The sequence below is a fragment of the Photorhabdus caribbeanensis genome, from assembly GCF_018448885.1.
Taxonomy (GTDB): domain Bacteria; phylum Pseudomonadota; class Gammaproteobacteria; order Enterobacterales; family Enterobacteriaceae; genus Photorhabdus; species Photorhabdus caribbeanensis.
This window is the reverse complement of the sequence record NZ_RCWB01000002.1, coordinates 202,374-216,468: the sequence shown is the minus strand read 5'-3', so window position 1 is coordinate 216,468 and position 14,095 is coordinate 202,374. Positions and strand designations below refer to the sequence as shown.

Sequence of the window (14,095 nt, the reverse complement as noted above, 5' to 3'; positions counted from 1 at the left end):
CTTATTAGCCGCAATAGAAAATCAGCGTAATCCGCAAGGGATTAAGTTTTACGGTATAAGCTCCCTTGTGGGTAAAAAAGGTCAATCCAATACCACCTTAAATTTAGGAGCATAATATGAATCCAGACGATTTCTCCTCAAACATAAGTGCCAGCAATACTCTTATATAAATGCAATCTGTAATGATGGCCTGCACGGATAACCCGATGCAGAAAATAATCATCTAAATTAAGGAGCACCCTTAAAAGGCCAAGGCAATCTGGCCGGAATAGGGTTATCACAAAGAATGAAAATTTTTAATATGCCAACCGGGGAACACTCCCCGTCAGAGTATCCGATAAATACTGAAAAAACGTTCATCAATAGAGTAAAGCAGAATGTTAGCCGAAATCGCCGGTGGTCGGCATGGGTAATGTGCGCGTCTATCGGGGCGCTGTTTTCCACCTCGGTATTGGCCGCCGCTAAATGCCCTGATAACCCAATAAAAGACCTAGGGTACCCTGCAACTCCCTCCTGGGACGCACAAAACATATTCAGACATCTCGGGCAACCAGTCATCAATGGGAAAGACAACCAAGGTAAGCCGGTTCATTACCCAGCAAGGGGGGCCACTAACTTAATAATTGCCTTTCCACAAGTAGTCGATCATGAGTTTCCAACGCCGACCGGAGATTTGAAGTTAAAAGAGGGCCTGTTTTGGGTTAGAGCACCAAACGGAATCTTCAAGGTTCCACATGTGATCACAGGTAAGTATACCTGTAAGATGACTGCCACGATTAAAGATGGAACGCCCGGGAAAGCCACCGCAACCCTTGAGACGGATGCTGTCGTTGCAAATCAGATCATCCGCAGGTTTCAGGGAGACAAAAACGTTCTGGAATCTAGCGTGACAGGCCTAGTTTACACAGCAATCTGCAAAGGGACCGGATTTTCATGGGAGCGTAAACCCGAAGAGAAATTTGAATGGGAAAGTGATTGGGACAACCCTGCGCTGTCAATTAAAATGCAAGACCTTTGCAATTGGGCTCATGATGTTGCTTTCTGGACACCACCAAGCGACAATCCGAATGATCGGTTTAAAGACCCGGCTGTCATGAGACCTACTAGTACGGATAGCAGCAATAAATAAAAATCGTTAACAAAACAGCCGGGGAGCAATCCCCGGTTGAGCACGCAATAATTGTTACTAAAACCAAGACTGAGCCGTAATACCTCGGTTCAGCCCATCGCTTATTCCATTTAAAATATCATCCCACCACCCACTGTTATTACTAAAATCGACTGCCAAATAAAGATTAAAAAAATAACTTTACGCAACCGTTTTAAAAACAAATATTAAAAACCCCAAAATAACTGATATTTTACAAATCATATAGAACGTAAATTACGAAAACAACTTAACAACACCTTATTTCCAGCCCTGCAATCAGTTATTAGTGAATTAAGTTACTCGTACACGTAATAATAGCCATAAAGATGTATATCCCCATTAAATTACTCTATTTAAATCTCATTATTGTCACTCTTATCATTTATTTATGAAAAACAATCTTAGCAACCACCAACAACAATCAACTTTAGCGTTAACCTACAGTTATCGACTGATAACTTTTCGTTATCACATTTTTTTAATCTTTTGCTTTTTCTATTATCTTTTTTTTAAAGAGTTGCTAAACTTATTTATGTCTTGGTAGTCGCAATAGAAAATCAGCGTCATCCGCAAGGGATTTAGTTTTACGGTATAGCTCCCCTGTGGGTAAAAAAGGTCAATCCAATACAACCTTAAATTTAGGAGCGTAATATGAATCAAGACGATTTCTCCTCAAACATAAGTTCCAGCAATACCCTTATATGAATGCAATCTGTAATAACGGCCTGCACGGGTAATCCGATGCAGAAAATAATCATTTAAAGAAGGAGGACCCTTAAAAGGCCAATGCAATCTGGCCGGGACAGGGTTATCACAGAGAATGAAAATTTTTAACATGCCAATCGGGGAACAATCCCCGTCAGAGTATCCGATGAATACTGAAAAAGCGTTCATCAACAGAGTGAAGCAGAATGTTGGTCGAAATCGCCGCTGGTCAGCATGGATAATGGGCGTGTCTATCGGGGCGCTTTTTTCTACCTCAGTATTGGCCGCTACTGAATGCCCTAAAATACCAGTACAAGACCTAGGGTACCCGGCGACTCCCGCCTGGAGATCAGAATACATATTCAAAGCTCTCGGGCAACCAGTCATCAATGGGAAAGACAACCAAGGTAAGCCGGTTCATTACCCAGCAAGGGGGTCCACTAACTTAACGCTTGCCTTTCCAACAGTAGTCGATCATGAGTTTCCAACGCCGACCGGAGATTTAATGTTAAAAGACGCCATGTTTTGGGTTAGAGCACAAAACAGAATCTTCAGGGTTCCACATGTGGTAACAGGTATGTATCACTGTAAGATGGTTGCCAAACGTAAAGATGGAGCGCCTGGCGAAGCCACAACAAACCTTTATACGGATGCTATCGTTCCGAATCGTGATATCTACTGGTTCAAGGGAGACCAAAACGTCATGGAATCTAGCGTGACAGACCTAGTTTACACAGCAACCTGCAAAGGGGCTGGATTTTCATGGGAACGTAAACCCGACGAGAAATTTGAATGGGAAAGTAAGTGGGAAAACGGAGTGCCGTCAATTGAGATGCAAGACAACTGCCATTGGATTCATAATGTCGCTTTCTGGACGCCACCAGACGATAATCCAAATGATAAGTTTAAAGACCCGGCCGTCCTGAGACCGACGAGTGCAGAAAATGCTAACTCGAAGAAGCCAGTCCCCCATGATAACCCAGATAATCTCCCTTGGAAGAGAAAAGCGGATAGCAATAATCAATAAAGATCATTAATAAAACAGCCGGGGAGCAATCCCCGGCTGAATATCCAAGCAATACAGATAATAGACCGAGTTATAATTCATCTTATTTGCTATTAATCTGAAATATCAGAATATTTAATTCCAGTTATTATACTGATTTGCTAATAAAAATTAAAAACGATAACTCAAAACTTCAAATGAGAAATCAACACCAATATCGTTCACACTTAATCATATTATTCGCTTACTTGTTCATGTTATTCTTTCAATTACTTTCATTCGCAAGATATCTCAACTTATGTGATATTTTATTTAATGATGTAGTGTAGTATTAACGACTATATCTAGCTTTCTATTTAACTGATGCAAAGCCAATTCAACAACTTCAACCCTTGATGAATGTTCAACATCAAGAAGCCGATCAATCTGTGGCCCCTTTTGCCCTAATCGTCGAGCAAGATCGACTTTGCGTGTTCCTGTTTCTACCATTGCATTATGCAATGCCGCTTTCATTACGACGAGAATAGGAAGAGTGACGATGTATTCACCTGCCTCCAACAGGGATGCTTCAGGTATAAGCCGACGTTTGTCAATTTCTATAGAAATAGCCGTAACCAACCCATCAATAGATTCGAGAAGAGCTTCATCAACTGAGTCACCTACTGAGTTGAATAAGGGAAGATCACGACAACTAGCCACATAACTTCCTGTCTCTTCGTCATATTCTAGTTTTATAGGATAATTAAACATAGTACCTCTCTTTAAGATAGATAACCGGAACTTAAAGCCCCAGATCCTTCATTATTTTCTTCCTCAATGGTTCAGGGATCTCTTTGGAGCCATGATCGGGGAAAACCGACGATTTACCGTTTATAGATACCTTTTGGTGGCTTCCTCCCCCCCTAGCCTTTTCTATCAGCACTCCTTGAGAAGTCACCCCCTAACGATACCAAATACCCATTAGCAATCCTTCGCCAACAAAATTTCGGCAGAAATGCATCGGCAACGCGACACATATAAGCAGGTACGTGTATACTGTAAAAGAATTTTATTCTGCTTCATTGTTATTGTTATCCAATCAACCAAGACACCATCATGATCCAAGGCACGTTATATATTGTCTCTGCGCCAAGCGGAGCGGGTAAATCAAGTCTGATTCAGGCTTTATTAAAAACTCAACCTTTGTATGATACTCAGGTTTCTGTCTCCCATACCACACGTGCAATGCGCCCCGGTGAGAATCATGGTGAACACTATTTTTTTATCACCGAACAAGCCTTTCGCCAGATGATCGATAATAATGAATTTCTGGAACACGCCCGTGTTTTTGATAATTATTACGGTACATCCCGGAAAGTGATTGAAGAAACGCTTGCCAGTGGGGTGGATATTTTTCTTGATATCGACTGGCAAGGAGCACAGCAGATCCGCAAACAAATGCCATCTGCCCGCAGCATTTTTATCCTGCCGCCGTCAAAAGAGGAGCTTTGTCGCCGTCTGCGTGGCCGAGGGCAGGACAGTGAAGATGTTATTGAAAAACGTATGAAGCAGGCCGTTGCAGAAATGGCCCACTATAACGAGTATGATTATTTAATCGTTAATGATGATTTCAATACTGCATTGGCCGATCTGCACACCATCATCCGTTCAGAACGCCTGCATCGGGAGCGCCAGGCACAACGGCATGATGCTTTAATCAGCAAATTATTGGCAGACTGAACCAAGTTTCAGTATTATGCCCAGTCATTTCTTTACCTGTGGAGTCGCACACATATGGCACGCGTAACTGTTCAAGACGCTGTAGAAAAAATTGGTAATCGTTTTGACCTGGTGTTGGTCGCCGCTCGTCGAGCGCGTCAACTGCAAACAGGCGGTAAAGATCCGCTGGTTGCGGAAGAGAACGATAAAGTGACGGTTATCGCTCTACGTGAAGTGGAAGAGGGGCTGATTAACGGTAAGATCCTGGATGTCCGTGAGCGCCAGGAACAACAAGAGCAGGAAGCCGCAGAAATGCAGGCGGTTTCCGCTATCGCGGAAAGTCGTCGTTAATCTACGGTAGGTCTGCCTTGTATCTGTTCGAAAGCCTGAATCTGCTTATCCAAAAATATCTGCCTGGGAGTCAAATTGAACTCCTCAAGCAGGCTTACACTGTTGCGCGGGATGCCCATGACGGGCAAACCCGCACCAGTGGCGAACCCTACATTACGCACCCTGTCGCGGTTGCCTGTATTCTGGCCGAAATGCGTCTCGACCATGAAACACTGATGGCCGCTTTGTTGCATGATGTTATTGAAGACACGCCCGCCACCTTTCAGGATATCGCCCAACCTTTCGGCCCGGTGGTCGCCGGGTTAGTCGAGGGGGTTTCCAAGCTTGATAAGCTGAATTTCCGCGATAAAAAAGAGGCGCAGGCGGAAAACTTCCGCAAAATGATCATGGCGATGGTGCAAGATATTCGCGTCATTTTGATCAAACTGGCAGACCGTACCCATAATATGCGTACTCTCGGGGCGTTACGTCCAGATAAACGCCGTCGTATCGCCCGGGAAACGTTAGAGATTTACAGCCCCTTAGCTCATCGTCTGGGTATTCACCACCTGAAAACCGAGTTAGAAGAACTGGGGTTTGAAGCTCTCCACCCTAACCGTTACCGGGTTATCAAAGAGGTGGTAAAAGCGGCCCGTGGCAACCGTAAAGAGATGATCCAGAAAATTCTGTCTGAAATTGCCGGCAGGCTGGCCGAAGCCAATATTGAGTGCAAAGTCAGCGGCAGGGAAAAACATCTCTATTCTATCTACCGGAAAATGCACCTCAAAGAGCAGCGTTTCCATTCCATTATGGATATCTATGCTTTTCGGGTTATCGTTAACAATGTTGATATCTGCTATCGCGTTTTGGGGCAGATGCACAGCCTGTATAAACCCCGGCCAGGCAGAGTCAAAGATTACATTGCCATCCCTAAAGCCAACGGCTATCAATCGTTGCATACTTCCCTGATTGGCCCTCACGGCGTCCCGGTTGAAATCCAGATTCGCACCGAAGATATGGATCAAATGGCTGAAATGGGCGTCGCGGCACACTGGGCTTACAAGGAACAGAAAGAGTCGAGTACCGCCGCGCAAGTTCGCGCCCAACGCTGGATGCAGAGTCTGCTGGAATTACAACAAAGTGCCGGCAACTCTTTTGAATTTATTGAAAGCGTTAAATCTGATCTGTTTCCTGATGAGATTTACGTTTTTACCCCGAAAGGGCGCATTGTGGAACTCCCCGCGGGCGCTACCCCGGTTGACTTTGCTTACGCCGTACACACCGATATTGGTCATGCCTGTGTCGGTTCACGAGTTGATCGCCAGCCATATCCATTATCGCAATCGCTGACCAACGGCCAGACGGTTGAAATTATTACCGCGCCGGGCGCTCGGCCAAACGCCGCCTGGCTAAACTTTGTCGTCAGCTCAAAAGCGCGCGCCAAAATTCGTCAATTGCTCAAAAACCTTAAGCGGGAAGATTCGATTGGGCTAGGTCGTCGCCTGCTAAATCACGCGCTGGGTAATGGGAAAAAGCTGGTTGATATTCCGCAGGAAAATATCAGCAAAGAGTTGACGAGAATGAAACTCGCGACAATAGATGATCTGCTGGCTGAAATCGGGCTTGGCAATACCATGAGTATCGTTGTCGCTCGCAACCTGCTAGGCGCACAAGAGAGCAGCGCAAACACCAGTAGCCATAATAACGGGGCACGCAAATTACCCATCAAAGGCGCTGACGGCGTGCTCATCACTTTTGCCAAATGTTGTCGCCCCATCCCCGGCGACCCAATTATCGCCCATATCAGCCCCGGCAAAGGGTTGGTTATCCACCATGAATCCTGTCGTAATATTCGCGGCTATCAGAAAGAACCGGAGAAATTTATGGCGGTAGAGTGGGATAAAGAAGTCAACAGTGATTTTATTGCTGAAATAAAAGTGGATATGTTTAACCATCAAGGGGCGTTGGCAAATCTGACCGCCGCGATTAACGCGGCAAACTCCAATATTCAGAGCATGAATACAGAAGAGAAAGATGGCCGTGTTTACTGCGCTTTTATCCGGCTGACCACCAAAGACCGTATCCAATTAGCGAACATTATGCGCAAAATCCGCATCATGCCGGATGTAATGCGAGTCAGCCGTAATAGAAACTAAACCGGATAGATTCCCCTCGTTGCTCAGGGAATCTTCTTTTGGTTATTTTTGTGAATATTGTTTTGATTATCGTTTTCTGCACCGGGCAGCCCACGCAGATCCGCAGGTGAACAGCCAATAGCGCTATCCACCGCCGCCCCACAACAGACCACTATCGAATGACGTCGCCGGATAGAATGCTGGCGGCACATCACTCTGATGATCAAGAAATAGCCCCATCAATACTGAATCAAGCTTGCCTAGTATGTGGCCTAACCCCCCCTCACCCTCCACGCCAAACATCAACACCAGCCCAATAGCAATAAACAATAGCGGCACAATCCATGTTCGGCACCAATATGCTAGCAGCATACGGGGATAGAGAAAGTCGCGAACTTTGTTGCTCAATAACACCCCACAGACAGTGAGCAGTACGATGCTGATAACCAATACCATTCGGCTTATCAGCATCCATAAGGCATCACCCACAGAATCGATAAAAACTCATCCTCCACCATGCCCCGCCAGACAGCCACATGTATCATACTCTTTAAGAAATAAGCGGACAGTTAAGAAATAAACGGGCCGCAAGCGCGTTGCAAAAACCAAGTACGCATATGATTAATCCGTGATGATGTCCGGGAATGCGCCGACTTTACTGTTTTTGTTACCAGTATCGGGTTCCTCTGAGGCATAGGTTTAGCGACTGCCGTGACAATCAGCATCAAACGTCGACTACCGTGTTTTTCACGAAAAAAGACTTTTTCACAGGAAATCACATCACGCCGCTCATTGTAGATATAATTCATCACATCCCTTGCCCGGCGTTCTGACACCCGAAACACCTGACTGATTTCACTTTTGGTAAATCCGCGACCCTTCAATAACCCCCAATACGCGACCGCCATGTACAACGGTGTATCATTCAAATGAGACAAGCAGACAGGCAGACGAAAATCCCCATGATTACGTTGCTTGCCAGTAATAATCTGATTTCCGAGCAGATCAGTCTGGCTGCCGCTCATTTGAAGCGGCATTGAATCATTAACATTGATTGTCATTTTACTCTCCCCTGGTGACTAACTGGTCGATCTGTTACCACATGAGAAATGAAATAGCGTGATTTATTGAGATGAAACACTTAGGCGGCTAAAGCCACCATGCCATATTTAAATACCCTGCCATCGTAGGCGTTATCGCACGACTAACGTTGCGTTCATAGTGGTCTGAAATTCACCAGAAGTACCAGGGTCTAACGCCTTTACTTGCCAAACTTCCACATCGAATTGGTTTTGAGAGACATAGGTGTTTGGCGTATCACCCACAGTAAAGTACAGAACATCCGCCGCATTAGTTGGAGGACCAAATTTTACTGGCTTACCCATCGCGTTTGGTTCCGCCAGCTTAGTATTCCCGCCTATCACAGTCGGTACCACTTTAATCCTCAGCGCGTCATCGAAGCCAGGTACTACGATACTTTCATTATTATCAGCTAGCTGTGGGGCGGAAAACTGCAAAGTGGCCACTCCTCCGGCCTTGTTCTTATCGCTCACCGTGCATATAATGTTCATAGGAAAATATCCACCAGACCTGCTGAATTCACCTGTTGGGAGCTGTTTCGGATATGGCCCGAGCGACCGGAGAACCTCTCCCATCGACACTACACCCACAAAAGCGCCTGGGGTGCCAAAATCTAAGCCGCAAACCGGCGGGTCCAGTACTGTTACCGGGTCTTTGATAGGCGGAAAGCGTGGTTTGGACCACGACATGAACTCCTCTCCATCAGCCAAGATACTCAAAATTGGTGCGTTATCGTCACTATCAAATTCGACTTTTTCATCAGGATTCCGCTGCCATGAAAAATTTACCCCACGACAGGACACATCAAAATCGAGGTCACTTATCCTTCCCTCTGCTATATTTCTATCATTCTGATTATTAGGATTTTCCGGCTGGAAATATAATGGTTGAGAAAGATTTTCATTGGGGTATGGCTTATCAAGACTCACCGTAAAGTGTTGAATGGCTGTTCCTTCAATAGGATTCTTAGTATGGTAATAATGAGATTTGGCTATAATTGTACATTCGTAACTGCCTGACACCACTCTAGGGACTTTAAAAATTTCCCCGCGCCCTGCTCTGAGCTGGAACCGGACATCCTCCAGAAATTTCTGATCATACGAGGTGGTTTTACTCGCTATCCTCTTCCTATAAAGTGGAAACACATCTAAAGTCGCTTTACCTGCTGCCGGGTAATTGATTACTCCATCACTGCGCTTTACCGTCCGCTCAGGCCCCAAGACTTTCAAGGTTGTATCAGCGTTCCAATTTAGTGACTCGGCAAACACTAAGGGGGAAGAAAAAATACCCACGGATAGGCATATCATTGCCACCCATATCGGCCACTTACGACAACAAACCGCCATCCAACCAATATCCTGTTTTAGCTTGTTAATAAACGTCTTCTTCGTCTTCATCGGCTGCCCAACCGGGAGTAACTTCCCAGTTGCTATATTAGAAATTTTCATTCGTTAATCTCCCCCCATCCCGGCCAGATTACACCCACCTTTCAGCGGTTCCTCTTCCTCTAATAACGATGGTTCTTCACATCAGGTTATCTGTGCACCACCTCATCTTAACCCTGCCCCATCTTAACGGCAGGTTTCGTTCAATTGCCTCATGGGACTCCAGCTCTTATCTTGCTTCGTTTTTACCGGCGGCGGCCCCAGGTTAAACACCACCTCGCATTGACTATCCGGCGCGCTGCCCCACTTCACTTTGAGTACCCCGTTGGGAGGCATGCCACTCAGGTACACTTGTCCGCCCTCCCCGACGATCGCCGCCAGATTTGTTGTTGTATCCCCTTTAAGCCCCGCCATTGCCCCAAACGGTACCGGCTTACCGTGATAGAGCAAATTCATCAGCAATTGCTGCCCGATACGTACAGGGTAATCCACCATCACAACCGCCCCTTTGGTCGGGAATACGTTCTTGCTGCCTTGGGCCATATCAGCCCCTTCCGGCAACGATGACGGATCTAAACTGATACTATTACGGCTGTACGTCTGGGCATAAGGCACAACCGCATATCCCCAACGATTAGTCGAAATCGAGCTGGAGTTCATCACACGAATACCGCCAACCCCCGATGTCCGCACTAATACCGCCGCATCACCAATACGCGATGCCAACGTGACGCCATGCTGATGGGCGATCAATCCGCCACTAATCCCGTAGTTCACACCTCGCCCTCCCGATGAATCGTAGTTGTATCCCAGGTTAGCCTGCCCAAGGGAACCACTGTATCCCATTGATACTGACCCGCTATTTCCCTGCCCTTTATTCGCCTGACTTTGCGACACACTCCAGGACAGACTATTGTCATCCAGCAATGAACCGCCCAAACCTAACTGGTTACTGCTGCGCCCCGTGCTATCGTGGAATAAGCTATAGTTGGCATACGCATTGTTCAGAGCCGCATAAGAGCCAAACAGACTCAGAGGAATGTTAACGTTCAATGAAACTTGCCGGTTCTCAGGCCAATCGCCGTTGCCGCGTATGCGATCAATGCTGTAATTAAGCCCCCAGCCCACACGGTAGAAAGAGCCATTCAATCCCATCGACAGGGTGGTGTTAGTTTTAGAACTGCCCCAGTAATTATCCCGCTGACCACTGAGCCACAGGGAATAGTTACCCGGCAATGACTGGCTCAATCTCATTTGCCAACTGCTGCGACGTCGCTGAGACATCCAGGAAGGCAGCTCCCCCCAAACCGTGTAACCTTGGGTATTAACATCGGAAAAACTGAGGTAATTACGTGTTGAATAGCGGTACGCGGTTAAATCCACCGTCGTGCCGGAGGTCAGCATACTTTTCGAATATTTAGCGCGATAAGATTCTCCGCGCTGGATATCAGCCATATTTTTCAACCTGGCCCGAGAAGTGGTGATATCCGCAGATAACGCTCCCATCATACCTAGGGAAAGCCCGGTCCCTAGCGCCGCGGACTGGTACGATTGCGCTACCAAACCACCACCATATAATGTGACGTTGCCGGGCAGACCATAAATCATTGAGGCCATGCCAAACACTGGCTTACGCCCGCCACTACTATATCCACTAGTGTGATAGCGCCCTGCCGCTGCTTCGTATTTGAATTGCCCCTGCCGCAACATCATCGGCAGGCTAGAATAAGCCTGACTGAACCCATGATGAGTACCATCAGCCTCGGTGATTGTCACCTGCAAATCCCCGCCGGTACTGCTCCCCACCAAATCCGTGATACGAAATGGACCCGGCGCAACATTGGTTTGATAAATCACACTGCCATTCTGTGTCACCGTCACCTGAGCATTCGATTTAGCTATCCCACTGATAATCGGCGCAAAACCACTCTGCCTACCCGGTATCATCGAATCACTGGTGGCCAGCCCAATCCCACGATAGGGGAAACCATCAAATACCTGCCCCGCCACACTGCCGGTCGAAGTATCCCCTATCGTCAGATCACTGCGTAACGCCACCACATCCCGCTGCAAATAGGTTTGCAGGAAGTTCCACCGTTGCCGGGATTGGGTGGTTTTTTTCATGGCGTCATTGAGTGAGTCATACCGGTTATAAGTTTGGGTACTATAAGAATAAGTCGCCGTGTTACGAAGACGCCAGGCCCCCAGATTCAATCCAGAATTGAAGCTACCGAACAGACTCTGATTAGTCTGTTGATTGCCAAATTGCGAACGTCGATTCTGGCTGCCATTAATGTTGTAGTTCAATATAAAAGCCGGGATACCCTCTTGCCATAATTTCGGGTCAACCTGACCATTGGTTGCAGGCTTCATCGCTATTTGGGGTATACTCAAATTTAACCGCATCTGGGAAAAGTTCAGGCGGGCCGTAGCCTGGGGAATATATTTACCTAACGGATTCTCTATCGGCTTATCCGCTGGCAAGGTTTTCAGTGCCGGCGTGTCGCTGATATTGACACCAGCGGTATCTAACAAATCTGGAGTAAGCACCGGGACCAGCTCGCTGTCGCCATGACGCTGGAACGTAATATCCCGTGAATCAAAAAAACTGCCATTCACGTAAATGTCAACACGATAAGTCCCAGGCGCCTGGCCTCCGGCGGTTTCAAACTGTGATAAATCCACCGTTTGCCCTGAATTCGAACCAAAGTCCAATAAGGCCGGGTCAAAGTAGTCGCGTCCTATCGCCTGAGCACTCCATCCAGTCAGAAACGCCAGTACCATCCGACAGAAAACCAGAGAAAGGCGCAATTTCACCGGACACTTTGATAGCACCAGAGAAATAGAAATATTTTGATTTACACGATGATAAATAGGAGGCCGCTCTAAACGGCAGCTTATCACCGGAATTAACATTTTCATTGTTAAAATCGCCATCTCTTATTTAAATATATTCAACTCAATATCTATATCGGTCGGTATCTGCAATATTGCTATTAACCACAATTGTTATTAACCACTACAATTGCTATTAACCACTGCCAGACACAGTAATAGATCGACTCTCTTCATCGGTGCCTAACCCGAATTCATCAATAGCACGCCACGATACTGTGACATTATTGCCTAGGGACATTTTGCCCACCGGCAGCGACCAGCTCTGCTGACCAAATGGCGGCACCATCCTAAATAAATCCTGATCCGGTACGGCAAACGAACTTACCTGTAAAGCCTGCAACGTTATCCAAAACGGCGACGGATTAGTCAGCGTCACAACACTCTCTTTTACTGACGCGCTTAATTGTTTCACGGCACCGACAACGCCCTCTTTTGGCAACCCTTCAGGACGATAGAACACCTTCACCGCCAAAGCCGTCGTCATTTTTATCTTGCCGGAGAAACTCTTAGATACTGATGATGGTTTCTCAGAAGGCAACATACGCACATTCAGAAAAAACAGAGATTCCCGATCCTTAGGAAAATCCCCACCGGTACGCAGGATTTTCAGCACCTGCCGTTCATGCGCATCCACCTTGGCAATAGGCGGAATCACAATAAATGGCGCCTTAGCATCCAGCGGTAAACCGGTGGCAGGGTCCAATTCCCGTACCGTTGACTGAATCAGATAATTGCTGTCGCTGTTATTGATGAATGTTGAAGGAACGCCATTGTTGAATGATTCAAGGTAAAGCACACGGGCATCATTGATATATAACGCCCCCATCAGGCCCTCTTCCGCCCTCAGTGGCAAAACCGGTAATATCATTGCCAGAGCGCATAACACAGACGTCACCCTCTGCTTTATTAAAACCTTACGCTCCGCCATGTGATGCTCTTCCAATTCTCAAAATATACTCAGTCAGCCTGTAACGTACCGCTCTGTAGCTTACTCACCCCGCCGATATCGGTGATCATCGACCATTCCACCTTACTGCCAACCTTGCCTGCCAGGGGAAAAGTCGTCTGGCCGAAAGGCGTCAATATTGACGGGGCTTTGTCAAAATCCACCGCCTTGCCGTCAAATTTCAGTTGAGCAAAAGTCTGGTAATACGGTGTTGGGTTGGTCACTACCACACTATTGCCTGATTGTGTAAACGTCAGCCGACCCCGGGCCTGTTCCGGCGTCATCGGCAGCTTATCCGGTCGGTAGATAAGTTTTATATTCATACCCAACGAGATAGACAGCGACGCGCCAATCTCCCCTTGTTTCCCGTCGCTATTTTCTTTGCTGTCATCAGTTGTTTTCTTCGCCGGGATCGCATTAATCCGAAAACGAAACAGCGACTCACGATCAGCAGGGAAATCACCACCGGTACGTACAAGGCGCATCACATTCAAGCTATTGCCCTCCATACGGAACAACGGGGGCAGCACCGTAAACTCCGATGAACGGGTATTTGGGTTATCCCACGGCGTCACCGCAGCTTGTACCAGATAGACCTCTTCGCCTGAATTTTGCAGTGAGATGCTTTGCACCTTGTCACCCTGCTGATAAATAATACGCGTCTTCCTCAACATCAGACCTGCGTGGGCTGATGACGACGCCATAACCGCCCATATCCCCAGCATCCCCATAACTATCAGCTTTTTCATATATCCCACTTCA

At 46.8% G+C, this 14,095-nt stretch carries 14 protein-coding genes; 5 read left to right on the top strand and 9 right to left on the bottom strand.

All coding sequences use genetic code 11. From position 1 onward, the window contains the following. The first annotated feature begins 286 nt into the window (after nt 1–286). Complete coding sequence (locus EAE90_RS02895) at nt 287–1,129, top strand: hypothetical protein (RefSeq protein WP_246550271.1); 843 nt, start codon at nt 287–289, stop codon at nt 1,127–1,129. A gap of 693 nt (nt 1,130–1,822) precedes the next feature. Here EAE90_RS02895 and EAE90_RS23610 read toward each other — a convergent pair. Continuing rightward, nucleotides 1,823–2,215 carry a hypothetical protein gene (locus EAE90_RS23610; protein ID WP_246550269.1) on the bottom strand — a complete coding sequence of 131 codons (393 nt, stop codon included), beginning with the start codon at nt 2,213–2,215 and terminating at the stop codon, nt 1,823–1,825. Between the two features lie 217 nt (nt 2,216–2,432). Here EAE90_RS23610 and EAE90_RS23605 point away from each other — a divergent pair, with 217 nt between their 5' ends. Then, nucleotides 2,433–2,882: a hypothetical protein gene (locus EAE90_RS23605; protein ID WP_246550267.1), complete on the top strand. Its 450-nt coding sequence runs from the start codon at nt 2,433–2,435 to the stop codon at nt 2,880–2,882. Between the two features lie 291 nt (nt 2,883–3,173). Here the strand turns inward: EAE90_RS23605 and EAE90_RS02885 are convergent, their stop codons facing one another. Next, complete coding sequence (locus EAE90_RS02885; RefSeq protein ID WP_214052196.1) at nt 3,174–3,611, bottom strand: type II toxin-antitoxin system HicB family antitoxin; 438 nt, start codon at nt 3,609–3,611, stop codon at nt 3,174–3,176. A gap of 31 nt (nt 3,612–3,642) precedes the next feature. Next, the gene (locus tag EAE90_RS02880) at nt 3,643–3,783 is read right to left on the bottom strand and encodes a type II toxin-antitoxin system HicA family toxin (RefSeq protein WP_339920667.1); all 141 of its coding nucleotides are present in this window, start codon (nt 3,781–3,783) and stop codon (nt 3,643–3,645) included. A gap of 173 nt (nt 3,784–3,956) precedes the next feature. Between EAE90_RS02880 and gmk the strand changes: the two genes are divergently transcribed. The 3 genes from gmk to spoT are packed head-to-tail and all read left to right on the top strand — an operon-like array spanning nt 3,957 to nt 7,045. Then, nucleotides 3,957–4,580: a guanylate kinase gene (gene gmk, locus EAE90_RS02875; RefSeq protein ID WP_214052194.1), complete on the top strand. Its 624-nt coding sequence runs from the start codon at nt 3,957–3,959 to the stop codon at nt 4,578–4,580. 54 nt (nt 4,581–4,634) lie between these two features. Continuing rightward, nucleotides 4,635–4,910: a DNA-directed RNA polymerase subunit omega gene (rpoZ, locus tag EAE90_RS02870; protein WP_011144672.1), complete on the top strand. Its 276-nt coding sequence runs from the start codon at nt 4,635–4,637 to the stop codon at nt 4,908–4,910. A 17-nt stretch (nt 4,911–4,927) separates the two neighbouring features. Beyond that, nucleotides 4,928–7,045: a bifunctional GTP diphosphokinase/guanosine-3',5'-bis pyrophosphate 3'-pyrophosphohydrolase gene (gene spoT / locus EAE90_RS02865; RefSeq protein WP_214052193.1), complete on the top strand. Its 2,118-nt coding sequence runs from the start codon at nt 4,928–4,930 to the stop codon at nt 7,043–7,045. Nucleotides 7,046–7,168: 123 nt separating this feature from the next. Here spoT and EAE90_RS02860 read toward each other — a convergent pair whose 3' ends face one another. From EAE90_RS02860 to EAE90_RS02835, 6 genes are all read right to left on the bottom strand, one after another. Beyond that, the gene (locus tag EAE90_RS02860) at nt 7,169–7,495 is read right to left on the bottom strand and encodes a hypothetical protein (RefSeq protein WP_214052192.1); all 327 of its coding nucleotides are present in this window, start codon (nt 7,493–7,495) and stop codon (nt 7,169–7,171) included. 98 nt (nt 7,496–7,593) lie between these two features. Further along, entirely contained in the window at nt 7,594–8,085 is a 492-nt protein-coding gene (locus EAE90_RS02855) for a CaiF/GrlA family transcriptional regulator (RefSeq protein WP_214052191.1), read from the bottom strand. Nucleotides 8,086–8,217: 132 nt separating this feature from the next. Then, nucleotides 8,218–9,324, bottom strand: coding sequence for a hypothetical protein (locus EAE90_RS02850; RefSeq protein WP_214052190.1), 1,107 nt, complete (start codon nt 9,322–9,324; stop codon nt 8,218–8,220). Between the two features lie 351 nt (nt 9,325–9,675). After that, nucleotides 9,676–12,411 (bottom strand): fimbria/pilus outer membrane usher protein, encoded by a 2,736-nt coding sequence (locus tag EAE90_RS02845; RefSeq protein ID WP_246550265.1) that lies wholly within the window; start codon nt 12,409–12,411, stop codon nt 9,676–9,678. A gap of 109 nt (nt 12,412–12,520) precedes the next feature. Further along, the gene (locus EAE90_RS02840) at nt 12,521–13,315 is read right to left on the bottom strand and encodes a fimbrial biogenesis chaperone (protein WP_214052188.1); all 795 of its coding nucleotides are present in this window, start codon (nt 13,313–13,315) and stop codon (nt 12,521–12,523) included. A gap of 29 nt (nt 13,316–13,344) precedes the next feature. Beyond that, nucleotides 13,345–14,082 carry a fimbrial biogenesis chaperone gene (locus tag EAE90_RS02835; protein WP_246550263.1) on the bottom strand — a complete coding sequence of 246 codons (738 nt, stop codon included), beginning with the start codon at nt 14,080–14,082 and terminating at the stop codon, nt 13,345–13,347. Between the last annotated feature and the right edge of the window lie 13 nt (nt 14,083–14,095).

Bases quoted from the DNA above. Each gene is read 5' to 3' on its own strand.
- EAE90_RS02835 (WP_246550263.1), bottom strand. From the start codon at position 14,082: ATGAAAAAGCTGATAGTTATGGGGATGCTGGGGATATGGGCGGTTATG.
- EAE90_RS02895 (WP_246550271.1), top strand. From the start codon at position 287: ATGAAAATTTTTAATATGCCAACCGGGGAACACTCCCCGTCAGAGTAT.
- EAE90_RS23605 (WP_246550267.1), top strand. From the start codon at position 2,433: ATGTATCACTGTAAGATGGTTGCCAAACGTAAAGATGGAGCGCCTGGC.
- rpoZ (WP_011144672.1), top strand. From the start codon at position 4,635: ATGGCACGCGTAACTGTTCAAGACGCTGTAGAAAAAATTGGTAATCGT.
- EAE90_RS02860 (WP_214052192.1), bottom strand. From the start codon at position 7,495: ATGCTGATAAGCCGAATGGTATTGGTTATCAGCATCGTACTGCTCACT.
- EAE90_RS02845 (WP_246550265.1), bottom strand. From the start codon at position 12,411: ATGAAAATGTTAATTCCGGTGATAAGCTGCCGTTTAGAGCGGCCTCCT.
- EAE90_RS23610 (WP_246550269.1), bottom strand. From the start codon at position 2,215: ATGTATTCTGATCTCCAGGCGGGAGTCGCCGGGTACCCTAGGTCTTGT.
- EAE90_RS02885 (WP_214052196.1), bottom strand. From the start codon at position 3,611: ATGTTTAATTATCCTATAAAACTAGAATATGACGAAGAGACAGGAAGT.
- EAE90_RS02855 (WP_214052191.1), bottom strand. From the start codon at position 8,085: ATGACAATCAATGTTAATGATTCAATGCCGCTTCAAATGAGCGGCAGC.
- gmk (WP_214052194.1), top strand. From the start codon at position 3,957: ATGATCCAAGGCACGTTATATATTGTCTCTGCGCCAAGCGGAGCGGGT.
- EAE90_RS02840 (WP_214052188.1), bottom strand. From the start codon at position 13,315: ATGGCGGAGCGTAAGGTTTTAATAAAGCAGAGGGTGACGTCTGTGTTA.